The 24332-nt window shown below is 71.0% G+C and carries 21 protein-coding genes; 4 read left to right on the top strand and 17 right to left on the bottom strand.

All coding sequences use genetic code 11. The features are described 5' to 3' along the window. Positions 1-303: 303 nt before the first annotated feature. From ruvA to pgsA, 16 genes are all read right to left on the bottom strand, one after another. Positions 304-924, bottom strand: coding sequence for a Holliday junction branch migration protein RuvA (gene ruvA, locus ACFKCF_RS34650; protein ID WP_394499497.1), 621 nt, complete (start codon positions 922-924; stop codon positions 304-306). A 232-nt stretch (positions 925-1156) separates the two neighbouring features. Continuing rightward, positions 1157-1687, bottom strand: a complete 531-nt coding sequence (gene ruvC / locus ACFKCF_RS34645) for a crossover junction endodeoxyribonuclease RuvC (RefSeq protein WP_394499496.1) — start codon at positions 1685-1687, stop codon at positions 1157-1159. 103 nt (positions 1688-1790) lie between these two features. After that, positions 1791-2933: an enhanced intracellular survival protein Eis gene (gene eis, locus ACFKCF_RS34640; RefSeq protein WP_394499495.1), complete on the bottom strand. Its 1143-nt coding sequence runs from the start codon at positions 2931-2933 to the stop codon at positions 1791-1793. A gap of 58 nt (positions 2934-2991) precedes the next feature. After that, the gene (locus ACFKCF_RS34635; protein WP_394499494.1) at positions 2992-4764 is read right to left on the bottom strand and encodes a hypothetical protein; all 1773 of its coding nucleotides are present in this window, start codon (positions 4762-4764) and stop codon (positions 2992-2994) included. Positions 4765-5041: 277 nt separating this feature from the next. Continuing rightward, positions 5042-5794, bottom strand: coding sequence for a YebC/PmpR family DNA-binding transcriptional regulator (locus ACFKCF_RS34630; RefSeq protein ID WP_192785836.1), 753 nt, complete (start codon positions 5792-5794; stop codon positions 5042-5044). A gap of 3 nt (positions 5795-5797) precedes the next feature. Further along, positions 5798-6376, bottom strand: coding sequence for a pyridoxal 5'-phosphate synthase glutaminase subunit PdxT (gene pdxT, locus ACFKCF_RS34625; protein ID WP_394499493.1), 579 nt, complete (start codon positions 6374-6376; stop codon positions 5798-5800). A gap of 63 nt (positions 6377-6439) precedes the next feature. Continuing rightward, entirely contained in the window at positions 6440-7285 is an 846-nt protein-coding gene (locus ACFKCF_RS34620; RefSeq protein WP_394499492.1) for an endonuclease/exonuclease/phosphatase family protein, read from the bottom strand. A gap of 12 nt (positions 7286-7297) precedes the next feature. After that, the gene (locus ACFKCF_RS34615; protein WP_394499491.1) at positions 7298-8503 is read right to left on the bottom strand and encodes an MFS transporter; all 1206 of its coding nucleotides are present in this window, start codon (positions 8501-8503) and stop codon (positions 7298-7300) included. A 27-nt stretch (positions 8504-8530) separates the two neighbouring features. Then, a complete protein-coding gene (locus tag ACFKCF_RS34610) occupies positions 8531-8959 on the bottom strand; it encodes a MarR family winged helix-turn-helix transcriptional regulator (RefSeq protein ID WP_394499490.1) in 429 nt (142 codons plus the stop codon). An 87-nt stretch (positions 8960-9046) separates the two neighbouring features. Then, positions 9047-10735 carry an alkaline phosphatase D family protein gene (locus ACFKCF_RS34605; protein ID WP_394499489.1) on the bottom strand — a complete coding sequence of 563 codons (1689 nt, stop codon included), beginning with the start codon at positions 10733-10735 and terminating at the stop codon, positions 9047-9049. A gap of 217 nt (positions 10736-10952) precedes the next feature. Further along, the gene (gene pdxS / locus ACFKCF_RS34600) at positions 10953-11867 is read right to left on the bottom strand and encodes a pyridoxal 5'-phosphate synthase lyase subunit PdxS (RefSeq protein WP_360695558.1); all 915 of its coding nucleotides are present in this window, start codon (positions 11865-11867) and stop codon (positions 10953-10955) included. Between the two features lie 114 nt (positions 11868-11981). Then, positions 11982-13001: a DUF3048 domain-containing protein gene (locus ACFKCF_RS34595; RefSeq protein WP_394499488.1), complete on the bottom strand. Its 1020-nt coding sequence runs from the start codon at positions 12999-13001 to the stop codon at positions 11982-11984. Between the two features lie 62 nt (positions 13002-13063). Beyond that, positions 13064-13606, bottom strand: a complete 543-nt coding sequence (locus tag ACFKCF_RS34590) for a hypothetical protein (RefSeq protein WP_394499487.1) — start codon at positions 13604-13606, stop codon at positions 13064-13066. After that, positions 13603-14733 carry a glycosyltransferase family 4 protein gene (locus tag ACFKCF_RS34585; RefSeq protein ID WP_394499486.1) on the bottom strand — a complete coding sequence of 377 codons (1131 nt, stop codon included), beginning with the start codon at positions 14731-14733 and terminating at the stop codon, positions 13603-13605. Before ACFKCF_RS34585 ends, ACFKCF_RS34590 begins: the two co-directional genes overlap by 4 nt. Beyond that, positions 14730-15638 carry a phosphatidylinositol mannoside acyltransferase gene (locus ACFKCF_RS34580; protein WP_394499485.1) on the bottom strand — a complete coding sequence of 303 codons (909 nt, stop codon included), beginning with the start codon at positions 15636-15638 and terminating at the stop codon, positions 14730-14732. Before ACFKCF_RS34580 ends, ACFKCF_RS34585 begins: the two co-directional genes overlap by 4 nt. Next, on the bottom strand, positions 15635-16258 hold the full coding sequence (pgsA, locus tag ACFKCF_RS34575) for a phosphatidylinositol phosphate synthase (RefSeq protein ID WP_394499484.1): 624 nt from the start codon (positions 16256-16258) through the stop codon (positions 15635-15637). Before pgsA ends, ACFKCF_RS34580 begins: the two co-directional genes overlap by 4 nt. Positions 16259-16403: 145 nt before the next feature. Between pgsA and ACFKCF_RS34570 the strand changes: the two genes are divergently transcribed. The 3 genes from ACFKCF_RS34570 to ACFKCF_RS34560 all read left to right on the top strand — a co-directional run bounded on the left by ACFKCF_RS34570 (position 16404) and on the right by ACFKCF_RS34560 (position 22655). Then, positions 16404-18545, top strand: a complete 2142-nt coding sequence (locus ACFKCF_RS34570) for an elongation factor G-like protein EF-G2 (RefSeq protein ID WP_394499483.1) — start codon at positions 16404-16406, stop codon at positions 18543-18545. 131 nt (positions 18546-18676) lie between these two features. Further along, on the top strand, positions 18677-20248 hold the full coding sequence (locus tag ACFKCF_RS34565) for a family 10 glycosylhydrolase (protein WP_394499482.1): 1572 nt from the start codon (positions 18677-18679) through the stop codon (positions 20246-20248). A 322-nt stretch (positions 20249-20570) separates the two neighbouring features. After that, positions 20571-22655 (top strand): hypothetical protein, encoded by a 2085-nt coding sequence (locus ACFKCF_RS34560; protein WP_394499481.1) that lies wholly within the window; start codon positions 20571-20573, stop codon positions 22653-22655. Positions 22656-22866: 211 nt separating this feature from the next. Here ACFKCF_RS34560 and ACFKCF_RS34555 read toward each other — a convergent pair whose 3' ends face one another. Then, the gene (locus ACFKCF_RS34555) at positions 22867-23397 is read right to left on the bottom strand and encodes an HIT family protein (RefSeq protein ID WP_394499480.1); all 531 of its coding nucleotides are present in this window, start codon (positions 23395-23397) and stop codon (positions 22867-22869) included. A 186-nt stretch (positions 23398-23583) separates the two neighbouring features. Between ACFKCF_RS34555 and ACFKCF_RS34550 the strand changes: the two genes are divergently transcribed. Then, positions 23584-24306 carry a PIG-L deacetylase family protein gene (locus ACFKCF_RS34550; RefSeq protein ID WP_394499479.1) on the top strand — a complete coding sequence of 241 codons (723 nt, stop codon included), beginning with the start codon at positions 23584-23586 and terminating at the stop codon, positions 24304-24306. Positions 24307-24332: the final 26 nt, after the last annotated feature.

Raw genomic sequence — 24332 nt, 5'->3', positions numbered from 1 at the left:
AGCCCGCCGCGCCGCGACGGCGGGACGCGGTACGGCGGAGGCCGGCGCAACGCGGTCGGCGGCCGGCCAGGCCACGGTGCCGGGGCAACGACTCGCTCGTCACGGCGGGCAGCCCGTGAGCCTTCACGACCGGCCATGACAGACGGAAACCGGCGTCGGCGCGTGCGGTTTCCTTGGCCCTGCCGTAAGAACCGGGCTTGAGAGCGGCGTCGGCGCGTGCGGTTACCTTGGGCCTGCCGCAAAAGCCGAGCTTGAGAGCCGCACCCGCACGGGCGGTCGCGGCACGGAGGATTCTGCGGCGGGTCATCGGACGCTCAGGGACTGGAGGGCGGCCTTGAGGAGCGCGGCGACCTGGGGCCGGCGTCCGGCGGCGAGGTCGGCGTCAGCGACCGGCTCCACGGCGGCGACGGCCTCGTCGGCGTCCTTGCTGGAGTAGCCCAGCCCCACCAGCCCCGAGTGGACCTGGTCGCGCCACGCCGCCACGCGCCGCTCCCCGTTGAGCGCGGCGTTGACCACCTCCTCCGGCGTGCCGAGCCGGTCCTTCAGCTCCAGCACGATCCGCTGCGCCCCCTTCTGCCCGATCCCCGGGACCTGCGTGAGCGCCTTGAGGTCGGCGCCGGCCACGGCGACGCGCAGCGCGTTGGGCGTGTGGACGGCGAGCATCGCCAGCGCCAGCTTGGGCCCGACCCCGCTGGCCGTCTGCAGCAGCTCGAACACCGCCCGCTCGTCGTCCGTGGCGAACCCGTAGAGGGTGAGCGACTCCTCGCGCACCACCAGCGACGTGGACAGGCGCGCGTCCTCCCCCATCCGCAGCGTGGCGAGCGTGCCCGGAGTGCAGTGGGTGAGGATGCCGACGCCACCGACCTCGATCACGGCTCCGTCGGGAGCGATCGCGGTCACCTTGCCCGACACCGACGCGATCACAGCCCACCATCCTTCCACGCCGCCGGGGCCCGCACGCCACCGGCGAGGGTCACAGCCCGACATCCTCCCGCATGATCACGGACGACACGCCGCGGGCGCGCGGACCGGTGGCCCGTCGCCGCCGTGGCGGCGGACGGCGCGCCACCCTCAAAGCCGTCAGAGCCGCCGAAGCCGTCAGATCCTCCGAAGCCGCCAGATCCCTCAAAGCCGCCGAAGCCCCCGAAACGCATGGTCACGGCCTGGTGTCCTTCCGGGTGGCCTTGGCCAGGGCGGCGGCGAGGCGGTGCTGGGCGCCGCCGCGCCACACGTGGCAGATCGCCAGGGCCAGCGCGTCGGCGGCGTCGGCGGGCTTGGGCATCTCGGTCAGGCGCAGCAGCCGGGTGACCATGGCGCCGATCTGCTTCTTGTCGGCGGTGCCGCTGCCCGTGATGGCCGCCTTGACCTCGGACGGCGTGTGCAGCGCCACGGGAAGCCCGCGCCTGGCCGCGCACAGCACGGCGATCCCGGCCGCCTGCGCGGTGCCCATGACGGTGCGTACGTTGTGCTGGCTGAAGACGCGCTCGACCGCCACCGCGTCGGGCCGCACGTCGTCGAGCCACTGCTCGATGCCGGCCTCGATGCCGACGAGCCGCGCGCCGAGCTCCTCGTCGGCTCCGGTGCGCACCACCCCGACGGCCACGAGTGTCAGCGGCGCGCCCGGCCGCCCCTCGACAGCGCCCAGGCCGCACCGGGTCAGCCCCGGATCGACGCCCATCACCCGCACCGGCCCGTCCTCCCGTCGCCGAACACCTGTTCGGCAGGAGACTTTACCCCGGCTGGAGCGCCCACGCACCGGTAATCGCCCGCACGCCGGGGAACGCCTCGGATCAGAAGTAGTCCAGCATGTACGGCCTGGCGGCGAACGCCGCGTCGAGCGCCTCGTCGTACCGGTCGTCGCCGGACATCAGCCCGCTCAAGCGCAGCGTGGCGGTCGGCACCCCCGCGTACAACGCCGAGAAGCCGTTCACCGAGAGCATGGCCCCGGACTCCGCAACGGGCGTGACCGCGCCGGAGCCGCCCGTGACCTCCAGCCGCCACGACCCTCCGCCACCCAGCGGATCGTCCACGGTGACCACGCCCTCACAGCTCACGTACGCCGGATAGCCCCGCCGCTCGATCGCGGCGGCCACGTCCAGCACCCGGAACATCCACCGCGCCTGCCGCACCTCCTCAGTGGACCGCTCCCGCAGCATCCACAGCACCGGGTCGTCCGGGGCCACGGCGGCGATGACGTTGCGGGCGATGGAGGAGGCGCTGCCCACCAGCGACCACAACGCCCGGGCGGTGTCGGCCGACCCGGCGACCAGGTTCTCCACCTGCATGTCGTCGCCCCGCCACCGGTAGACGACGAAGCCGTCCTCGGCCAGGTAGAGGAAGTCGTCCTTGTTCTCCAGCCACAGGCTCCAGGTGCCCTCGTCCCAGGAGATGGGCCCGCTGGCTCGGGTGGCCGAGTGGACGCGGTGCAGCAGGGAGACGACCTCGCCCGCGTCATCGGGGCCCATCCTGCGCAGCTTGACCTGCCCGGACGGGCGGATCTGGCGCAGCGCCTCGGCCGGGAGCCGCATCTTGTACTGGGCCCCGGCGTGCTCGTAGCCGATCGAGCGGTAGATCGGCGTGGTGGCCGGATACAGCGCGGAGACCACGTCGCCGAGCACGGTGGCCCGTTCGACGACGGCCCGCATGAGCATGCTGCCCACGCCGCGGCCACGGTCCTCGGGGCTGACGGTGACCCCCGCCACGCCCGCCATCGGCTGCGGCCTGCCGTGCCACCACTGCGTGAACCGGCGCAGCCGGGCGGCCCCGGCGAGCCTGGAGCCGTCGAACACGCCCAGATAGCGGCCCTCGCCGAGCGCCGGGAACACCGCCCGGCGCCACTTCTCGTTGTCGCCGGGGGGCAGCGGCCCGAAAGAGCGCCTGCGCAGGTCAAGAACGTCGTCGAGGTCTTCAGCGGTCAGGTTGCGAATCTCCACGAGGATCCAACCTATGGCGGGCGGGCGCCCCGGTCCACTTGGTTGACGGGCGCCGCGCCTACGCGGCGGCGGTGCGCGCCCGCGAGCCGTTCGTCGTGATGGCGAGCCTGTCGAGGTAGAGCAGTTGGGCGGCCACGACGGCGACCAGCGCGACGGCGACGACGAGCAGCGGCGTGGCGGCGCCGACGTCGGGCCCGGCGGAGGAGAAGGAGCCGAGCTGGGCCATCTGTGCCACCGGGGCGGTGAACAAGGTGGGCTTCTGGGCGACCAGCAGCGGCCAGAGCAGGTCCTGGGCGTTCACCAGGGCGACGGCCCCGGCGAGGATGCCCGCCATGGGGAGCGACGGGAGGAACACGCCGCCGAAGAAGTCCTTGTCGGTGCGCTCGGCCAGCCCCTTGCACAGGAGCGTGAGCACGAGCAGGGCCGGGACGCTGACGAGGAGCGGCGGGAAGAGGGCCGCGAAGGAGTCGATGAGGCCCATGTTGCGCATGTTCTGCCAGTTCGCGACGCCGAGGGGTCCCGTGCCGACGAACAGCCACGGCGCGAACGCCAGCAGCAGCCACTCGCTCCCGCGTCCCAGCGGTCGCAGGCCGCCGATCCCGAGCGCGGCCAGGTAGGCGACGCCCACCGAGACGACCGCTCCGCCGATCGCCGGCACCCACGTGTTCACCTGGGAACGCAGGGAGTCAGCCGCGGAGCCGGGCGAGGCGAGCACGCCGTCGATCCAGGGCCAGGCGCACACGAGCGCGACGGCGAGGAAGACCACCAGCGCCACGATCCCGACGGCCATGCCGACGGAGCCGCCCTCACGTCCGGCGGCCGCCACCGGCCCCGCCGCGGTCGGCCCCGCCGCAGGGGCGGTCGGCACGGCCGGGCCCGGCTCAGGCGCGGTACGCGGGGTCAGCGTGACGCTCAGCCGGGAGGCCGTCGCGACGGCCGTCGCGGCGGTGCCCAACACGCCGAGGATCACCCCCGTGAGGGTCGCAACGGACGCGCCAGGGCCGAACTCGGCCATCCGGAAGGCCGAGTCGTACTGCAACCCCGCGAGCGTCTCTGTGGAGCGCTCAGGGCCTCCCCGGGTGAGCACGAGGCCGAAGGAGAACGTCTGGAGCCCGACCGCGACCGTGGCGATCGCGACGACCACGCCCACCACGAGCATCGCGGGCGCCACACCACCGCGAGACGGACCCGCGAGACCTTGTGCGCCCGAGAAGCCCGGCGTACCCGAGAAGCCCGGCGCGTCCGAGATGCCCGGCGCACCGGAGAAGCCCTGCGGCAGGGAGCCGGCGCGCAGGGCGGGCAGGAACGCCATGACCGCCAGCGCGCACACCACCCCGAACGTGCCGGCCGCGACGATCAGCCGGAGCGTTCCAGGAGCGGTCGCGGGATCGCGCAGACCTTCTGCCAGCCCCGCCAGCCCCGGCGCGTCCGGCGCCAGCCCCCGCGTCCAGGCCGCCGCCACCCCCACCGGCGAGAACGTGACGATCGCCAGCGACAGCGCGATCCGCCCGGCCCGCCGCGGCCACGTGCCCGCCCGGTCGAGCGCCACCGCCAGCAGCGGCGCCACCACCACGGCCACCAGCAACGGCAGCGCGACCAGCGACAACGTGAACCACGCCGCCCGCCAGAACTCGCCGTCACCCAGCAGCTTGCCGTAGTTGGCGAACCCCACGTACGTGCTCTCGCGCAGCACGCCGCCCCTCTGCAGGCTGAGCCAGATCGTCTGGGCCGTGGGCAGGACGAGCGAGATCAGCGTGCCGAGCAACGCGGGCACGGCCAGCAGCCAGCCGAGCGCCGGAGAGGGAGCCTGTGGAGGGGTGGGGGAAGTCACGTCGCCCGACCCTACGCTGCCCCGCCCCTTCTCGCACCCGAAGAAAGCCCCGGAGGATCTCGCACCCGAAGAAAGACCCGGAGGATCTCGCACCCGAAGAAAGACCCGGCGCCTGACCCGCGCCCGGAAAACCCCAAACCGTGCGTGCACCCGAACAAGGCCGCGGAACCCGACCTGCGCCGGAGAACGCGCCGGAGCCGGAAACGCCCCGCCCGGGTGAGGGCGGGCACGCACGAGCAAGGGCCCGGCATGGCCGAGCCCTCTCGTCGTCCTGCTGCTAGTCGAGCGCCGCCAGCACGTCGTCCGGCACGTCGAAGTTGGCGAAGACGTTCTGGACGTCGTCGCTGTCCTCCAGCGCGTCGATAAGGCGGAACACCTTCTTGGCGCCCTCCTCGTCGAGCGGCACGCTCATCGTCGGCAGGAAGCTCGACTCGGCCGAGTCGTAGTCGATCCCGGCGTCCTGCAGCGCCTTGCGGACCGGCACCAGGTCACCGGCCTCGGAGACGACCTCGAACGACTCGCCCAGGTCGTTGACCTCCTCGGCGCCCGCGTCGAGGACGGCCATGAGCACGGTGTCCTCGTCGAGCCCGTTCTGCTTGGGCACGATGACGACGCCCTTGCGGTTGAACATGTAGGAGACGGACCCTGGGTCGGCCAGCGAGCCGCCGTTGCGGGTCAGCGCGACGCGGACCTCGGAGGCGGCGCGGTTGCGGTTGTCGGTGAGGCACTCGATGAGCACCGCGACGCCGCCGGGCGCGTAGCCCTCGTACATGATGGTCTGCCAGTCGGCGCCACCGGCTTCGAGGCCGCCGCCGCGCTTGCGGGCGCGCTCGATGTTGTCGTTGGGCACGGAGTTCTTCTTCGCCTTGAAGATGGCGTCGAAGAGGGTGGGGTTGGCGTCCGGGTCAGGGCCACCGGTCCGTGCCGCCACCTCGATGTTCTTGATGAGCTTCGCGAACAGCTTGCCGCGCTTGGCGTCGAGCGCGGCCTTCTTGTGCTTCGTCGTCGCCCATTTGGAGTGGCCGGACATTACCTAGAGCTCCCTCACCATGTCTACGAAGTAACGGTGCACGCGCGTGTCCCCGGTCAGCTCGGGGTGGAACGACGTCGCGAGCAGCGGTCCTTGACGGACCGCGACGATCCTATCCCCAGGCTCGCACCTGCCCAGCACTTCGACGTCGCCGCCGACGGATTCGACCCACGGCGCGCGGATGAACACCGCGTGCACCTGCCCCCCCGCGAAGTCCAGGTCGGACTCGAAGGAGTCGACCTGGCGGCCGAACGCGTTGCGCCTGACCACCATGTCGATGCCGCCGATCGTCTGCTGTCCGGCGACGCCGTCCTCGATCCTGTCGGCCAGCATGATCATGCCGGCGCAGGAGCCGTAGGCGGGCATGCCTTCCTTGATCCGCATCCGCAGCGGCTCCAGCATGTCGAAGGTCTCGGCGAGCTTCCACATGGTGGTCGACTCCCCACCGGGGATGACCAGGCCGTCGACCGCGTCCAGCTCGGCCGGTCGGCGCACGGCGGTGGCCGACGCTCCTGCCTCCTGAAGCATGCGCGCATGCTCGCGCACGTCTCCCTGGAGAGCGAGTACACCGATCGTGGGCACAGTCGATCCTTCCGTCTGGGTGCGGGTTCAGACAATTCAACACCAGAATTGCCTGGGATCTTCCTACAGGGCCACTTTGACGTGGACAGGCTTGTGATCCGACAGCGTCACGTCCTTGGCGACGCGGCAGCCGCGCACCGTGCCCTTGGGGGCGAACAGGTAATCGAGCTTTTTGCCCTCCCTGGTCTGCCGGCCGGTGCGCCGCGCGCCGCGCTGGTCGCACTCCTGGTACGCCCGGTAGAGCGGCGCGACGGCCCGGCGGCCGGCGGCGCTACCGTATCCGCCGTCCGGGGGCGACACGTTGAGGTCGCCGCCGAGGATTGTCCGGAGCCCCGGCTTGGCCGCGATCTCGATCAGCCGCCTGATCTGCCTGGTCCGGTAGGGGGCGCCGGGCCTGTGGTCGTCGTCGGCCCGGCCGGAGGACAGGTGGGTGCCGCAGGCGTGCACCTTCCTGGCGGGGATGGTGGCGCAGAGGGCGGCGCGCGTGACGTACCAGGGCGGGGCGGGCAGCGGGTGGGTCTCGAAGGTGGCCTCGCCCGCCACGGCGACCGCGATGCTCTGCGCGCCGCGCGGGCGGCCGAGGCGGTCGGGGTGGCAGGCGTACGGGGTGCCGTCGTGGGAGGTCAGGCCCCATGAGCCGATGGTCCAGTTCCGCCCGGTGCGCTGTTCGAGCCAGAGTTCGAGCGTGCCGGCCGCGCCCGTGCAGAACTCCTGCAAAAAGATCACATCAGGAGGGCCGTTCTTGGTCGCGTACCCGCCGATGCTCTGCGCCAGTTCGAGCGGGCTCGCCCGGTAGAGGGGGCACGCCGAGTTGGTGCCCGCGCAGACGTTCCAGGTCATCACGGACAGCTCGGCTCTCGGGGGCGTCGCGAGCAGCCCGGCCACGAGTAACAGGACAGGTCCAACCATGTCGGGAAATTATCAACCAGCGGGAGCCGCGGCGTCCTGGAGCGCGTGGTCGGCGTCCACCCGGGTCAGGACGCGCAGGTGGTGGCGGCGGACGTAGAGGATGGCCATGCCGGCGAGGCAGCAGGCGGCGCCGAGCGCGTACGGGACGGCGACGCCGATCTCCTCGCCCAGCTTGGTGGCGATGAACGGGGCCAGCGCGCCGCCCATCCAGCGCACGAAGTTGTAACCCGCGGAGGCGACCGGCCTCGGCGCGTCGGAGACCTCCATGGCCGACTCGGTGAAGACGGTGTTGTTCAGGCCGATGGGGATGCCGGACAGCACGGTGAACACGATGATCCCGGTGTGTCCCGACAGCGCGATGCCGATCTGGAACACCGCCAGCAGCGCCAGCGACAGGTGCAGCACGTTCACCGAGCCGATCCTGCGCTGCAGGGGCGGCGCGCCGAACACCGAGGCCAGCGCCACGCAGACGCCCCATCCGAAGAAGACGGCGCCGATGCCGTAGGGGGACATGTGCAGGATGAACGGGGTGAAGGCCAGCACGGTGAAGAACGCGAAGTTGTAGAAGAGCGCGGTGAAGGCCGTGGTGGACAGGCCGCCGTGGGCGAGCGCCCTGATCGGGGCGGCGAGGCTGATCCTGGCCGCGGGCTTCGGGGTGGCCCTGAGCAGGGTGACGATCAGTACGAAGCCGACGGCCATGAGGGTGGCGGTGCCGAAGAACGGGGCCCGCCAGTTCCAGTCGCCGAGCAGGGCGCCCACCAGCGGGCCAGCGGAGATGCCCAGGCCGAGCGCGGCCTCGTACAGGATGATCGCCGCCTCCGCGCCGCCGCTGGCCGCGCCCACGATGACGGCCAGCGCGGTGGCCACGAACAGCGCGTTGCCCAGGCCCCAGCCCGCGCGGAAGCCGACGAGCTCGCCGACGCCGGTGGAGGTGCCGGCGAGCGCGGCGAAGACGATGACGAGCGCCAGCCCGGCCATCAGCGTCCGCTTGCCGCCGATGCGGCTGGAGACCCAGCCGGTGATCAGCATCGCCACCGCCGTCACCAGGAAGTAGCTGGTGAACAGCAGCGACACCTGGCTGGGCGTGGCCTTCAGACCTTGGGCGATGGACGGGAGGATGGGGTCGACGAGGCCGATGCCCATGAAGGCCACGACCGCGGCGAACGCGGTGGCCCAGACGGACATGGGCTGGCGAAGAATTCCGCCGCCGGATTGCATGGTGCTCCTTTACCGGGGGTTGCGGCTTTACCGGGGGTTGCGGCCGAGCTTGGCCAGGACGGGCAGCGCGGCCGCCAGCGTGGCGCGCTCGTCGTCGGTGAGCGCGGCCAGCTCGTGGCTGAGGTGGGCGATCCTGGCCCGCCGGACGGCGAGCAGCCGCTCGCGGCCCTCGCCGGTCAGCTCGACCGTCCTGACGCGGGCGTCGGCCGGGTCGGAGCCGCGCGCCACCAGGCCGGCGTCCTCCAGGCGGTTGATCTGCACGGTCATCGTGGGCAGCTGGACGGCGTGCTCCTCGGCCAGCTCGGTCATGCGGCACGGGCCGGGTTCGAGCGAGCCGAGCACGGCGTACTGCTGGCTGGTGACGGGTTGGCCGGCGACGGTGCGCCTGAGCAGGAGGACCAGGTGGCGCAGCACCGTGGAGACCTGCTCGGCCAGGCGGGTGGGGTCGTCCCTCATGCTTAGCCCAACTAACTTAGCCTGGCTAATATTCCGTCAAGAGAAAAGCGGCACCCCGGCCCGGGGTGCCGCTCGCCGGAGCGATCGTCAGGGACGCTCGGTCTCCAGGCGGACCGTCTCCTCCACGGTCAGCTGCTGCTGGGCGCGCAGCGTCGGGTCGAGCGGCCGCAGGTACGTCTGCTGCACCCCCGGCACCCGGTCCTCCACGACGAACGTGGCCCGCGTGTAGACCTCGGCGCCCGGGGTCTGCACCTTCGGCACCACCCTGAAGTCCGCGGTCAGCTGGTCCCGCTCGATCTTCGTCAGCACGTAACCGCGCTGGTTGTTGTAGAACTTCAGGTGCGGGTTGATCGCCAGGAACGGGTGCGTGGACGGGTCGGAGTCCGCCCCGTCGCCGCCCGTCGAGATCGAGGTGGCCACCAGCTCCGAGCCCACCGACGGCCCGGTCGGGTCGTCGTAGTTCAGCTTGAGGTCGCTGGCCCAGTGGGCGTGCACGTCGCCGGTCAGCACGACGGCGTTGCGCACCTTGGCGTCCACCCAGCCCTGGGTGATGCGCTGCCGGGAGGCGACGTAGCCGTCCCAGGCGTCCTGGCTGGTGATCTTGGCGGGGCCGGCGTTGTTGTCGCGCTGGGCGAAGAAGACCTGCTGCCCGATGATGTCCCACTGCGCGCGGGAGTGGTGGAAGCCGTCCAGCAGCCAGGACTCCTGCTCGGCCCCCGTGATCGAGCGCGCCGGGTCCACGGAGGCCGGGCAGTCGCGGTAGCCGTCGCCGCAGCCCTGGTCGTCGCGGTACTGGCGGGTGTCGAGCATGTGGAACATGGCCGTCCGCCCCCACCTGATCCGCCGGTAGAGCTGCATGTCGATGCCGCGCGGGATGGAGGTGCGGCGCAGCGGCATGTTCTCGTAGTAGGCGCGGAAGGCGGCCTCGCGCCTGGCCAGGAAGTTCGGCTGGGGGACCTCGGGCTTCTCGGGGATCTCGTCGGCCCAGTTGTTGTCGACCTCGTGGTCGTCCCACACCACCAGCCACGGCGCGGCCGCGTGCGCGGCCTGCAGGTCGGGGTCGGCCTTGTACTGGGCGTGGCGCTGGCGGTAGCCGGCCAGGGTCTCGGTCTCGGGGCCCTCGTGGTCGCGGACGTTGCCGCCGGGGATGGTGTAGGTGTTCTTGGTGTACTCGTACTGGTAGTCGCCCAGGTGCAGGACGAGGTCCGGGTTGTCCTCGGCCAGCCTGCGGTAGGAGGTGAAGTAGCCGTGCTCGTACTGGGCGCACGAGACGAACGCCATGGCCAGCGAGCTGCCGTACGAGAGCGGGTGCGGCGCGGTGCGGGCCCGCCCGACCGGCGAGACGTACCTGCCGACGCGGAAGCGGTACCAGTACTCGCGGTCGGAGCCGAGCCGGTCCACCTCGACGTGCACGCTGTGGCCCCACTCGGGCGTGGCCACGCTCACGCCGGAGCGGACGACGCGCCGGCAGCGCTCGTCGGCGTACACCTGCCACTGCACCGGGAACGGCCGCTGCGGCATGCCGCCGAACCCGTCCTCGGCCAGCGGCTCCTGGGCGAGCCTGGTCCACAGGACGAAGCCCTCGTGGTCGGGGTCGCCGCAGGCGACGCCGAGCGTGAAGGGGTCGGTACGCAGCTCGCGCGAAGCCGCTTCGACGGCGGGATCGGTGCCAGGATCAGCGCCCGGATCAGCAAGGGCGGCGGTCGCGGGGATGGTCACGGCGGCGCCCGCCGCTAACCCTGTGACGAGGAAGTGCCGGCGGTTCAGCTTGGACACGAGACGCTCCTGTGACGATCAAGGGTGAGGGGGACGCCAGGTAGCTTTACTGAAGATCATGACTACCTGGTGAACGCCACACAACACCGAAAAGGCGACATCCTTCGCGGATGCCGCCTCCTCTGGCGATTTTCATCGTCACACTGTGGTGGGCCCCCGCCTGCCGTACGTGATCATGTCACACGGGCAGGCAGGTCGACCTGCAACGACGCGCCGCCTACCAGCCGCGCTCGGCCAGGCGGTGCGGCTGCGGGATCTCGTCGACGTTGATGCCGACCATGGCCTCGCCCAGGCCACGCGAGACCTTGGCGATGACGTCGGGGTCGTCGTAGAAGGTCGTGGCCTTGACGATGGCCGCGGCGCGCTTGGCCGGGTCGCCCGACTTGAAGATGCCCGAGCCCACGAACACGCCCTCGGCCCCGAGCTGCATCATCATCGCGGCGTCGGCCGGGGTGGCGATGCCGCCCGCGGTGAACAGCACGACCGGCAGCTTGCCGGTCTTGGCGACCTCGACGACCAGCTCGTACGGGGCCTGCAGCTCCTTGGCCGCGACGTAGAGCTCGTCCTCGGGCAGCGAGGTGAGGCGCTTGATCTCGGCGCGGATCGTGCGCATGTGGGTGACGGCGTTGGAGACGTCACCGGTGCCGGCCTCGCCCTTGGAGCGGATCATGGCCGCGCCCTCGGTGATGCGGCGCATGGCCTCGCCCAGGTTGGTGGCCCCGCACACGAACGGCACGGTGAACTGCCACTTGTCGATGTGGTTGGCGTAGTCGGCCGGGGTCAGCACCTCCGACTCGTCCACGTAGTCGACGCCGAGCGCCTGCAGGACCTTGGCCTCGACGAAGTGGCCGATGCGGGCCTTGGCCATCACGGGGATCGACACGGCGCTGATGATGCCGTCGATCATGTCGGGGTCGCTCATCCTGGACACCCCGCCCTGGGCGCGGATGTCGGCGGGTACACGCTCGAGGGCCATGACGGCCACCGCGCCGGCGTCTTCGGCGATCTTGGCCTGCTCGGGGGTGACGACGTCCATGATGACGCCGCCCTTGAGCATCTCGGCCATGCCACGCTTGACACGGGCGGTTCCGGTGACGGGGGTGCTTTCAGGCGTGCTGGTCGACACGGTCATCCTCACGGCTCTCACGGCTTCGGTAAGTTATCAACCCCATGGTAGGTCCTGAAGGACCCCTCCCCCGACATGCCAAGATGTCAGGATTTATCGCCATACTTGGACAGAAAGGCGCTAGGGGATGACGGGTTTGCGGCTGGCGAGCGCCACCCAGACCTGGCCGGGCGCGAAGTTCATCGGCTCGCCGCTCTCCGTGGTGAACGTCGTACCGGTGTCCTCGGATTCCCGCTCCCAGTTCGCCTTGTACGCCTTGCCGTCGCGCAGCACGATCGCCTTGCCCTTGCCCGTGGTGTGCACGAGCGGCGTGTAGCTCTGGTTCTTGTCGTGGAACTCCGAGCGCTCGGTCTTGGTGTACTGGATGACGATCGTCGGCGCGCCGAGCTGGCCGCCCTCGGCCGCCATGTCCTTCTTGCCGTCCTGCCAGATCAGCCACTGCTCCTTCTCCGCCGACCAGGCGAAGGTGAAGCGCGCCGCGGGCCACTTGACGGTGTACGACTTCTTGTCCACGCCGCCCTCGGCCGGGGCCTCGCCGAAGGTGAAGCCGATGTCCTTGGCCTTGCTCGCCTTGGGGGCCTTGGCGAGGAGGGCCTTGGTGTTGGCGAAGAGGTTGTAGGGGGCGACGCGGCCCGGCTGACGGAAGTACGCGCCGGGGTTGCGCGTGTCACCGACGTCGAACAGCGACGCCTTGGCCACGAACGGCAGCATCTTGGTCTGCACGCCCGAGTAGGAGAAGGCCGGCTTGCCGAACTGCGGCGTGATGTGCAGGTCGGAGATCCGGGCGCTGCGGACGGGGCCCACCTTCGCCGGCACCTTGGAGGAGAAGATCGCCATGAGCCTGGTCAGGCCGGCCTCGACCTGCTCGATGTAGACGATGTCCGCGCTCTTGAGGCCGAGCTGCGGCTTGCCTGCCGCGGTGTTCTCGATCTTCACCGCGAGCACCGGCTTCAGGCCGTCGTACGGCTTGCCGGTGAACGGGTGCCCCTCGGCCGGCGCCTCGGTGGCCTGCTCGCTGGGCGCCGCCGTGGCGGCCTGGGGCGCCTTACCCGGGGCGGGCTCCTCCGAGGAGCAGGCCGCGACAGGCAGCAGTACCGCCGCTCCGGCCAGGGTGACCGAGATCATCCGGGGTAGCCGCACGTGAACACTCCTCGCTTCAGCCCGAAAAACGGGATGAAGCTTACTGGCTTCCCCAAATTAGGTCATTCAGTTGCCATAGCTGCGGGCGGATTGTCATCGATTTCGAAGAATTGTGGATATTCGGTATGGCCCGCCAGGCGGAGGGTTCTGGCCAGCCAGCGCCGCTGCGCCGTACGCGTGACCGCAACCGCATTGTTGTAGAAGCGGCGCGAGTAGACGACCTTGGCCACCGCCGTGTCGAGCTCGTCCAGCAGGTCGCCGCCGCCGGGCGACTCCGCCAGCTTCTCCCTGAACCGCTCCTGGTCCACGACCGCGCGCAGGGTGCGCGACAGGTCGCTCTCGGCGTGCTCGCGCTCCTCGGGGCCCGCCGTCCTGGCCTCGTGCGCCGCGGCGGCCAGCACCAGGGAGGTCGCGGGGTCGAGCAGGCGCGAGCCGGCCAGCTCCAGCACCACCGCCCTGCGCCGCATCAGCGCGGCGTCCAGCGACTCCTGGGCCAGCTCCAGCCGGATGTGCAGGCGGTCGAGCCGGCCCGCGCGCCAGGAGATGTAGACGGCCGTGAGCACCACGACGATGCCCACGACCAGCACGATGATGGTGGATGTCACAGGTCTTCCTCCACGCGCCCCGCCCCGCTCGTGGCGACCGTCTCGTAGACGCGTACGACGTCCCGCGCCACCGTCGACCAGTCATACTTCCGCACCGCCACCAGCGCCTCCGCGGCCAGCTTGGCCCGCCGCTCGGGCGCGTCGAGCAGCGCGGCGGCCTCGCGCGCCAGCGAGGCGGCGTCGCCGTTGGCGAACAGCGCGCCCGCCTGCCCCTCGCCCAGCACCCGGCGGAAGGCCGGGATGTCGCTGGCCAGCACCGTCGCCCCGGACGCCATGGCCTCGGCCAGCACGATGCCGAAGCTCTCGCCGCGCGTGTTGGGCGCGCAGAACACGTCGACCGAGTGGTAGGCGCGGATCTTGTCGGCCTCGCTCACCATGCCCAGCACGGTCACCCGGTCGTGGAACTCCTTCGGCACCCGCTCGTAGACGTCCTTGGCGTCGCCGGGACCGGCCAGGAGCAGCTTCAGGCCAGGCCGCTCGGCCGCGAGCGTCCTGAACGCGTCGAGCAGGATCGGCAGGCCCTTGCGCTCCTCGTCCATCCGGCCGAGGAAGCCGATCGTGGCGCCGTCGGGCCCCCAGCCGTCGAGCGGCTCGGCGTCGGTGTAGCGGGAGACGGTGACGCCGTTGGGGATCAGCACGGCGTCGCCGCCGAACTGCTCGACCAGGCTCTTGCGGGCCGCGTCGGAGACCGCGATGCGGCCCATCAGCTTCTCCAGCGCGCTGCGCAGTAACGGCTCGGCCACCGCGATGGCCCGCGAGCGCGTGAACGAGGCGTGGAACGTGGCCACGATCGGCCCCCTGGCCGCCCAGCAGGCCAGCACGCCCAGGCTCGGGATCAGCGGCTCGTGGATGTGCAGCACGTCGAACCCGCCCGTGCGCACCCACCGCCGCACCCGCGCGGCCGACAGGAAGCCGAACGACATCCTGGCCACCGACCCGTTGTACGGCACCGGCACCGCCCGGCCCGCGCCCGTCACGTAGGGGGGCAGCTCGTCGTCGTCGGCCGCCGGCGCGATCACCGACACCTCGTGCCCCTGCGCCATCAGCGCCTGGGCCAGGTCGTCGATGTGCTGCTTGACCCCGCCCGGCATGTCCCACGAGTAGGGGCAGACGATGCCGATGTTCATCGCGCGAGGTCTTCCAGCCAGAGCCGCTGCAGCATGTGCCAGTCCTCCGGGTGCTCGGAGATGCCCTTCTCGAACACGTCGGTCAGCCCCTGCGCCACCGCCGCGACCTTCTCCTGCCGGGTGCCCTCGGCCGGGACCGGGACCTCCTCGTGGATGTGGATGCCCCAGTCGTCGCCCACGTTGTAGACAATGGCGGGGAGCAGCGCGGCCCCGGTCTGCACGGCCAGCAGCGGCGGCCCGGCGGGGACCTTGGTGGCCGCGCCGAAGAAGCGCACCTCGACGCCGCTCTTGGTCAGGTCGCGCTCGGCGGGCAGGCACACGACGCCGCCCTTGCGCACGCGGGTGGCCAGCGTGCCGAAGTTGTGCCCGTCGCCGCCGGTCAGCGGCAGCACCTCCATGCCGAGCCCCTCTCGGAAGGCCACGTACCGGCGGAACAGCGACTCCGGCCTGAGCCGCTCGGCCACGGTCGTGAACGGGTGGCCCACGCCCACCAGCCACGCCCCCGCCTGGTCCCAGTTACCCATGTGGGGCAGCGCCAGCACCACGCCCCGCCCGGCCGCCACGTTGGTGTGGACGTGCTCGGCCCCGATGACGTGGCTGCGCCGCACGATCTCCTCGACGCTCATCGACGGCAGCCGGAAGATCTCGTGGAAGTAGCGGAAGTAGGAGCGCAGGCCGGCCCTGCTGAGCTCGCGCAGCTCGCGGCTGCCCGTGTCGAGCCCGGTCACCCTGGCCAGGTTGGACTCCAGGCGCAGCACGGACTTGCCCCGCCTGCTCCAGACGCGGTCGGCCAGGAAGCGGAAGACCGCGGCCGTCGGGCGCTCGGGCAGCAGCGGCACGAGCTTCCAGCCCGCCGCGAAACCCGCGGCCACGACCCGATCTCCGAAGGACGCCTTGTCGCTCATCTCTCCCTCGTCTGCCGGTAGACGGCCACCACGCGCTGCCCCACGGTGAACACGCTGGCCGCGGCGAGCAGCCACATGCCCACGGGAAGAATGTACGGAACGCCGAGCCCCGCGAAACAGGCCGCGACGAGCGCGACGACGAGCCGCTCCGGCCGCTCGGCCAGCCCCACGTCGGCCGTGAGCCCGAGCCCCTCCGCCCTGGCCTTGGCATATGACACCAGGGAGCCCGCGATCAGGCACACCAGCGTCACGGCGGCCATGAGCGTGTCGTCCTTGGAGATGAAGTAGAGGAGCAGGCCGGCGAAGATGGCCGCGTCGGCCACCCGGTCGAGCGTCGAGTCGAGGAACGCGCCCCAGATGGAGCCGCCCTTCCCGCCGAGCCTGGCCACCACGCCGTCGAGCAGGTCGAACAGCACGAAGACGGTGATCACGAGAGCGCCCCAGGTCAGCTGACCCAGGGGGAAGAAGAGCAGGGCGGACACGACCGTGCCGAGGGTGCCGATCGCCGTGACGGCGTTCGGGCCGATCCCACGGCCGACGAGGGCCCTGCCCAGCGGGGTGAGTATCCGGGTCATGGCCGGGCGCAGGAGTTTGAGCATCGCGGTCCGATCGTAGGCCATGGAACGCCTGACAACTTTCTTTGCCCCACCCCCCTTGTGATATCCGCCACAGGGGTATTTGGTGAACACACCGCGTCCATGCGGTTTCCAGACACCCTCCGCTTGGGCGCGGTCGTTGGAACATCCGGCGACGCGGGAGGCTGTTGTGGCAGAGAAGAACACCGGTGGCACTGCGGGAGCCGCGGGCAGGGCACCCACGGCCGACAGGGCGGATGCGATACGCAATGTCGTGCTGGTCGGCCACTCAGGAGCGGGTAAGACGACCCTCGTGGAGCAGCTGCTGGCCGCGACCGGCACCGTCCAGCGCGCAGGCCGTGTGGAGGATGGCAACACGGTCAGCGACTTCGACGAGGTGGAGGTCCGTCAGCAGCGGTCGGTCAACCTCGCCGTGGCCCCGCTGGTACACAACGGTATCAAGATCAACCTTCTCGACACCCCCGGTTATGCCGATTTCGTGGGCGACCTGCGCGCGGGGCTGCGCGCCGCGGACGCCGCGCTGTTCGTGGTCTCCGCCTCCGAGGGGATCGACGGGCTCACCCAGATGCTGTGGGAGGAGTGCGCCCAGGTCGGCATGCCGCGGGCGGTGGTGATCACCAAGATCGACCACCAGCGGGCCGACTTCGACGAGGTCCTCGTGACGTGCCAGGACGTCTTCGGCGACGGCGTCGCGCCCCTTTACCTGCCCGTCATCACCAACGGCCACGTGAACGGGCTGATCGGGCTGCTGTCGCAGAAGTTCTACAACTACGCCACGGGCACCCGCACGGAGAAGGAGCCGGGGCCGGACTACGCGGCGCAGATCGAGGAGCGCCGCGGCGACCTGATCGAGGGGATCATCCAGGAGAGCGAAGACGAATCGCTCATGGAGCGCTACCTCGGAGGCGAGCCCATCGACACCAAGGTCCTGGTGGAGGACCTGGAGAAGGCCGTCGCGCGCGGCAGCTTCTACCCGGTGCTGTGCAGCGGGCTCGGCGTCGGCGCGCAGGAGATCCTCGAGATCATGACCCAGGGCTTCCCCTCGCCTCTCGAACACCCCTTGCCCGAGATCACCGACCTGTCGGGCAAGCCGGTCAAGGGCATCGCCTGTGACCCCGACGGCCCGCTCGTGGCCGAGGTCGTCAAGACCACCAGCGACCCGTACGTCGGCCGCATCAGCCTCGTACGCGTCTTCTCGGGCACGCTGCGCCCCGACATGACCGTGCACGTGTCCGGGCACGGCCTGGCCGACCGCGGGCACGAGGACCACGACGTGGACGAGCGCATCGGCACCCTGACCTGCCCGCTGGGCAAGCAGCAGCGCCCCGCGGCCAAGGGCGTCGCGGGCGACATCGTGGCGGTGGCCAAGCTGTCGCGGGCCGAGACCGGCGACACCCTGTCCGACGTCGAACAGCCGCTCCTGATGACCGCCTGGGCCATGCCCGACCCGCTCCTGCCGGTGGCGATCAGGGCCAAGTCGAAGGCCGACGAGGACAAGCTGTCGCAGGCCCTGGCCCGGCTGGTGGCCGAGGACCCGACGCTGCGGCTGGAGAACAACGCCGAGACCCGCCAGCTCGTCCTGTGGTGCATGGGCGAGGCGCACACCGACGTGCTGCTCGACCGCCTGTCCAGGCGTCACGGCGTCGAGGTGGAGCGGGTCGAGCTGCGGGTGCCGCTGCGCGAGACGTTCGGCGGCAAGTGCCAGGCGATGGGCCGCAACGTCAAGCAGACCGGCGGCCACGGCCAGTACGCGATCTGCCACCTCGAGGTCGAGCCGCTGCCGTCGGGCGGCGGGTTCGAGTTCGTGGACAAGATCGTGGGCGGCGTCGTCCCGCGGCAGTTCATCCCGTCGGTGGAGAAGGGCGTGCGGGCCCAGATGGAGCGGGGCGTCGTCGCCGGCTACCCGATGGTGGACGTGCGCGTCACCCTGTACGACGGCAAGGCGCACTCGGTCGACTCCTCCGACATGGCCTTCCAGATCGCCGGCCAGCTCGCGCTGAAGGAGGCGGCGGCGAAGGTGCCGACGCTGCTGCTGGAGCCGGTGGACGAGCTGTCGGTGCTCGTCGCCGACGACTACGTGGGGTCGGTGATGTCCGACCTGTCGTCGCGGCGCGGGCGGGTGCTCGGCACGGAGCCCGTCGGCACGGGACGTACGCTGGTCAAGGCCGAGGTGCCCGAGCTGGAGATCACCCGGTACGCCATCGACCTGAGGTCCATGTCACACGGCACGGGGACGTTCCAGCGGACCTTCCTGCGCTACGAGCCCCTTCCGCCGAACCTCGCCAACAAGGTGGCCGCGACCGCGGATTGAAGGCTGGACGGAGCCGGGAGGGCCTTGCTCCCTCCCGGCCCAGCCGTTTACTTTTGTCACAGAAGCATCACGAGTCGATTTCTTTTTTTCGTACCGAGCATGCCGGAGCAACTGCCACACTGGGTGGCATTATGCGAACTGGACGCCCACTCCTAGCCGCTGCTGCTCTCGCGGTCGTCACCACCTCCGCCGCCTACGTCTTCGGCCCCGGGGCCGGGGAGAGCCCAGCAGCGACCAAGAAGAAGACGGCCATCGCCGCAGCGCCCGCCGCACCCGCCGCGGCCTGCAAGGCCGACGCCCGCCATCCCAAGCGCGAGCTGCGCGGGGTGTGGATCGCCACCACCCAGAACATCGACTGGCCCTCCAAGGCGGGGCTCTCCCCCGACCGGCAGCGGGCCGAGTACGTGAAGATCCTCGACGGCGCCGCCAAGCGCAATCTCAACGCGGTCTTCGTCCAGGTCCGGCCCGCCTCCGACGCGCTGTACAAGTCGTCGCTGGAGCCCTGGACCCAATATCTGACGGGCACGGCGGGCAAGGACCCCGGCTGGGACCCGCTGCCGTTCCTCATCGACGAGGCGCACAAGCGTGGCATGGAGTTCCACGCCTGGTTCAACCCGTACCGCGCCTCCTACGGCGACAGCACCGCCAAGCTGCCCGCCGGGCATCCGGCGCGCAAGCACCCCGACTGGACGATCAAGTACGGCGGCCGCCTCTACTACAACCCCGGCCTGCCCGCCGTCCGCGACCACGTGACCAAGGTCATCAAGGACGTGGTGTCCCGTTACGACATCGACGGGGTGCACTTCGACGACTACTTCTACCCGTACCCGGCGCCGGGGCAGAAGTTCGACGACGCGGCGGCGTTCGCAAAGTACGGCGACGGCAAGAAGCTCGCCGCCTGGCGGCGCGACAACGTCAACACGCTCGTCGCCCAGGTGGACAAGGCCGTCCACGACACCAAGGGGTACGTCAAGTTCGGGATCAGCCCCTTCGGCATCTGGCGCAACACGTCGAACGACCCGACCGGCTCGGACACTTCGGGCATGTCCGCGTACGACTCGATTTATGCGGACGCGCGCGCCTGGATCAAGTCGGGCACCGTCGACTACGTGCTCCCGCAGCTCTACTGGCCGCGCGGCCACAAGCTGGCCGATTACGACACGCTGGCGGCCTGGTGGTCCGACGAGGTCAAGGGCACGGACGTGCAGCTGTACATCGGCCAGGGGCTCTACCGGGTGGGCGCCAAGGACGACCGGGCCTGGACCAAGCCCGGCGAGCTGGCCGCCGAGGTGGGCGTCAACCGGGATCACAAGCAGATCAAGGGCGAGGTCTACTTCAGCGCCAAGAACCTGCTCGACAACCCCCTCGGGTCCGTCGACCGAGTCGCCAAGACCCACTACTCCCGCCCCGCCCTGCTGCCCCTGATCAAGGAACGCGGCGGCTCCGCCCCTCCCGCCCCCTCCGGCCTCAAGGCCACCGGCACCCAGCTGTCCTGGAAACCGTCCCAGGGGGCTCGGACGTACGCGGTGTACCAGGTGCCGAAGTCCGGCAAGGACTGCCACGGCACGGACGCCCGTAACCTGGTGGCCGTCGTGACGAGCCCGTCCTTCACGGGCATGCCCGACGGGACCTACGTGGTCACGGCCGTGGACCGGCTCGGCCACGAAAGCAAGGCCACCAAGGTCAAGACCCCGGCCCCATAAGGCCTCTTGACCACCACCGGGCCCGCACCACCCCGGCCCGCGCCTCACGCGGGGCAGCGCCTCACGCGGGGGACGCCCTCATCACCGTGTCCCCGGCTGCCACCCCGAACTGCGCCGCCACGGCGAAAAACCGTACGGCGGCGCCCGGCGCCAGCCCACGCCACCACCCGGTAACCCCGAGAAGGTCCGGCGAAAGCTCACCCGAAGGAAACGGCGCACGTGATACATGCACCGCATGAGAGGGTAGTCGGGTCCGGTGGCGCCGGAACATGACCTTGCTCTACCGTGCCACGGAACCATTCGATCACGGAAGGTCATCGGGATGAGGCGCGCGCTAGTCGTGCTGGCCGTGCTGGTCGGCCAAGTCCTGCTCGGTCAGGGACTGTTCACCGGCCCGGCCCAGGCCACGAAGGACGCGAGCGCGGGCCGGGTCGCGCTCATCGGCGTGTCCGGCCTGCACTGGAACGACATCACCCAGTCGGATTCCCCCAACCTGTGGGAGCTGACCAGGTCCAGCGCGATCGGCTCGCTGTCCGTACGTACCGTCGGCGGCGTGACCTGCCCCTACGACGGCTGGCTGACCGTGTCGGCCGGCACCAGGTCGGCGGCCGGCTACAGCTGCGGCGCGCCCCCCATGCCCGAGCAGCAGGGCGCGGGCGCGGTCATCCCGGACTACCGCTACCTCATCGACGTGGCCGGGCAGCGCAACGCGGGCACGCTGGGCGAGTCGCTCAAGGCCGCCGGGCAGTGCTCGATCGCCATCGGCCCCGGCGCCGCGCTGGGCCTGGCCGACCGGCAGGGCGCGGTCCAGCAGTACCACTCCTCCCCGCTCCAGGTCCGCACGCCCGACCTCGAACGGTGCCGGATGATCGCCATGGACGTGGACGACCTCGTCCGCCCCTACCTGGCAAGCGGCAAGCTGCCCAAGGTGCCCGACCAGCTCAGCGCCGCCGAGCGGCGTGGCGCGCTGCGGATGGCCGACGCCAAGGCGGGCGCGCTGCTGTCGGTCCTGCCCGCGGACACGACGGTGCTGCTCGCGGGACTGTCCGACCACGGCTCCGTACCCCACCTGCGGGTGGTCGCGCTGCGCGAGCCCGGCGCGCAGGGCCACCTGCTCGGCGCGGCCTCCACCCGCCGCGAGGACATCTCGATCCTGCCCGACCTGACCTCCACCATCCTGACCAAGCTCGGGGTGCCCGTCCCGAGCACCGTGGTGGGCGTTCCGTTGCAAATCGGCGGGCCGGGCGCGACGTTCGAACGGCTCCAGCGGGCCGACGCCACCGCGCAGGCCATCCGCTCGATCAAGGGCATCTACTTCACGGCCGTGGCCGTGCTGCAGGTGCTGTTCTACGTGGTCGCGTTCCTGCTGCTGCGCCGCCGCAAGGGCCTGGCGCCGGTACGTTTCGCGGCCGTCGCCCTCGCCGCCCTGCCCGTCTCCAGCTACCTGGTCAACCTGCTGCCCTGGTCGAGCCTGCCGCAGCTGGTGGCCGGCGTGCTCGGGTGGGCGGCGCTCGTCACGGCGGCGGCGTTCGCGGGTCCGTGGCGGCGCCGCCCGCTGGCCCCGCTGGCCGTGGTGGCCGGGATCACCGCGCTCACGCTGGCGGGAGACCTGCTGACCGGTACGACGTTGCAGCTCAACAGCATCATGGGCTACAGCGCGGACGTCGGGGCCCGCTACTACGGCCTGGGGAACATCCCGTTCGCGCTCCTGGCCACCGGCACCCTGCTGGCCACCACGGTGATCGCGCACCGGTGGCCGGGCAAGGTGGGGCTGGCCGCGATCGTCGTGCTGGGGACGTTCGCGATGGTGCTGGGCGGCTCCGGGATGGGCAGCGACTTCGGCGGCGTGATCGCGTTCGTGCCGGGCATCGCGGTGACCGCGCTGCTGCTGGCGGGCAAGCGGGTCTCGCTGGTGAAGCTGGGCGCGTTCCTGGTGGCCGGCGGGTTGATCGTGATGACGTTCGCCTGGCTCAACTACCTGAAGCCGGCGGACGAGCAGACGCACCTGGGCAGGTTCGTGGGGCAGGTGCTGAGCGGGGAGGCGTTCGACGTCATCCTGCGCAAGCTGCAGGCCATGCTGGCCACCCTGCTCAGCCCCAACCTCATGCCGATCGTGATCGCGGCCGCCGCGTTCCTCGTGTACGCGATCCTGCGGCCCGAACAGGCGTCGGCCGGGGTGGTGCCGGCCGCGTTCGAGCACTCCCCCGCGCTGCGCGCCGGGCTGATCGGCACGCTCGTGAGCGGCGTGGTCGGGATGCTCGTCAACGACTCGGGCGCGGCCGTGCTGTCCATGGCCCTGGCGCTGGCCGTACCTCTGCTGCTGGCCACCGGCATCGGCGCGCTGCGGCGCGACCGCGAGCCGGCCGCCGGCCACGTGTCATCGGACTTAGCGACCGCGACGAAGTAACGCGGCGCCGGCCGAAGTAGCGCCGCTCCACAGGGCAGCAGCGGAGGGCGTAGGGGCCGCTCCGCAGGGCGGCACCGGACGGAGTAGCGGCACTCCGCGGGGTGGCACCGGAGGGCGTAGGGGCGCTCCACAGGGCGGGCGGTATGCGACGGAGCGGTGCCGCCTCCCAGGAGCGGCCACGGACGCCCGAACGTCGGGCGCCCAGGGCGGGTCAGTCCCAGGCGTCGGCGAGCAGCTGGCGGGTGTCGCGGAGCAGCTGCGGCAGGACCTTGGTCTGGGCCACGACCGGCATGAAGTTGGTGTCGCCGCCCCACCTCGGCACCACGTGCTGGTGCAGGTGGGCGGCGATGCCGGCGCCGGCGACATGGCCGAGGTTCATCCCGACGTTGAAGCCCTGCGCGCCGCTGGCCTTGCGCAGCGCGCGCAGCGACTTCTGCGTGAACTCCCCCAGCTCGACCAGCTCGGCCGGCACCAGCTCGTCGTAGTCGGACACGTGCCGGTAGGGGACCACCATCAAATGACCGGAGTTGTACGGGTACAGGTTGAGCACGGCATAGACCGTCTCGCCCCTGGCGACGATCAGGCCGTCCTCGTCGCTCATCTTGGGGATCGCGTCGAACGGGCACCCGTCATCGGGGCCGCTGCCCGTCGGTTTGTTCTCGCCCTTGATGTAGGCCATGCGATGCGGGGTCCACAGACGCTGGAAGTTGTCGGGGGACCCTGCCCCTGCCTGATCGTGCATACCTAGCAGCATAGGACCACGGACAAACGGCCCGCTCTTCCGGCACAATCCCAAGGATCTGCCTACAGGAGGCCGCGATGAGTGGTGGAGAGCCCCGAAAGCCGAAGATCCCTGAGCTTCGAGGGACGGCGCTGGGTACAGCGTGAAGCCTCCGGCCGCGCAGGGCGGGCGCTTAGGGTGTGGGCCATGACCGATCAACTGGAGCCCATGCCCGACGACTGGCAGCGCGCCCTCGCCATCGTGGCCCACCCGGACGACCTCGAGTACGGCTGTGCCGCCGCCATCGCCACCTGGACCGACCAGGGTCGCGAGGTCGCGTACCTGATGGTCACCAGGGGTGAGGCGGGCATCGACACGCTGGCCCCGGCCGAGGCCGGGCCGGTGCGGGAGCGGGAGGAGCGGGCGAGCGCGGCCGTCGTCGGGGTGACGAGCGTGGAGTTCCTCGACCACGCCGACGGGGTGATCGAGTACGGCGTCGCGCTCAGGAAGGATCTCGCCGCCGCCATCCGCCGGCACCGCCCCGAGCTGGTGATCACCCTGAACCCGGACGACACCTGGGGCGGGACGTACTGGAACACCCCCGACCACCGGGCCGTGGGCCGGGCCGTGCTGGATGCCGCAGGGGATGCGGGAAATAGGTGGATATTTCCGGATACGGAGGCAGAGCCCTGGAACGGCGTCCGCTGGGTCGCCGTCGCGGGCACCGACTCCCCCACCCACGCCGTGGACGTCACCGACGGCCTGGAGCGCGGCGTGCGCTCGCTCGTCGAGCACCGCGCCTACATCGAGGCGCTCACCGACCAGGACCCCGAGACCTACGCCCGCGACCTCATCGAAGGCTTCGCCCGCGAGGCGGCCGAGCGCTTCGGCGGCCGCCCCGCGATCACCTTCCGCTTGTTTCCCCGTTGACCCCCCGAGAACGGAAGACGGCGGAG

This window comes from Nonomuraea sp. JJY05 (assembly GCF_043496855.1).
Lineage (GTDB): Bacteria > Actinomycetota > Actinomycetes > Streptosporangiales > Streptosporangiaceae > Nonomuraea.
The sequence above is the reverse complement of the archived record's forward strand: the minus strand, read 5'-3'. Positions and strand labels throughout refer to the sequence as shown.

Excerpts from the sequence above, each read along its gene's own strand:
- ACFKCF_RS34630 (WP_192785836.1), bottom strand. The coding sequence starts at position 5,794 with ATGTCCGGCCACTCCAAATGGGCGACGACGAAGCACAAGAAGGCCGCG.
- ACFKCF_RS34620 (WP_394499492.1), bottom strand. The coding sequence starts at position 7,285 with ATGGTTGGACCTGTCCTGTTACTCGTGGCCGGGCTGCTCGCGACGCCC.
- ACFKCF_RS34615 (WP_394499491.1), bottom strand. The coding sequence starts at position 8,503 with ATGCAATCCGGCGGCGGAATTCTTCGCCAGCCCATGTCCGTCTGGGCC.
- ACFKCF_RS34610 (WP_394499490.1), bottom strand. The coding sequence starts at position 8,959 with ATGAGGGACGACCCCACCCGCCTGGCCGAGCAGGTCTCCACGGTGCTG.
- pdxS (WP_360695558.1), bottom strand. The coding sequence starts at position 11,867 with ATGACCGTGTCGACCAGCACGCCTGAAAGCACCCCCGTCACCGGAACC.
- ACFKCF_RS34585 (WP_394499486.1), bottom strand. The coding sequence starts at position 14,733 with ATGAACATCGGCATCGTCTGCCCCTACTCGTGGGACATGCCGGGCGGG.
- ACFKCF_RS34580 (WP_394499485.1), bottom strand. The coding sequence starts at position 15,638 with ATGAGCGACAAGGCGTCCTTCGGAGATCGGGTCGTGGCCGCGGGTTTC.
- pgsA (WP_394499484.1), bottom strand. The coding sequence starts at position 16,258 with ATGGCCTACGATCGGACCGCGATGCTCAAACTCCTGCGCCCGGCCATG.
- ACFKCF_RS34565 (WP_394499482.1), top strand. The coding sequence starts at position 18,677 with ATGCGAACTGGACGCCCACTCCTAGCCGCTGCTGCTCTCGCGGTCGTC.
- ACFKCF_RS34560 (WP_394499481.1), top strand. The coding sequence starts at position 20,571 with ATGAGGCGCGCGCTAGTCGTGCTGGCCGTGCTGGTCGGCCAAGTCCTG.
- ACFKCF_RS34555 (WP_394499480.1), bottom strand. The coding sequence starts at position 23,397 with ATGCACGATCAGGCAGGGGCAGGGTCCCCCGACAACTTCCAGCGTCTG.
- ACFKCF_RS34550 (WP_394499479.1), top strand. The coding sequence starts at position 23,584 with ATGACCGATCAACTGGAGCCCATGCCCGACGACTGGCAGCGCGCCCTC.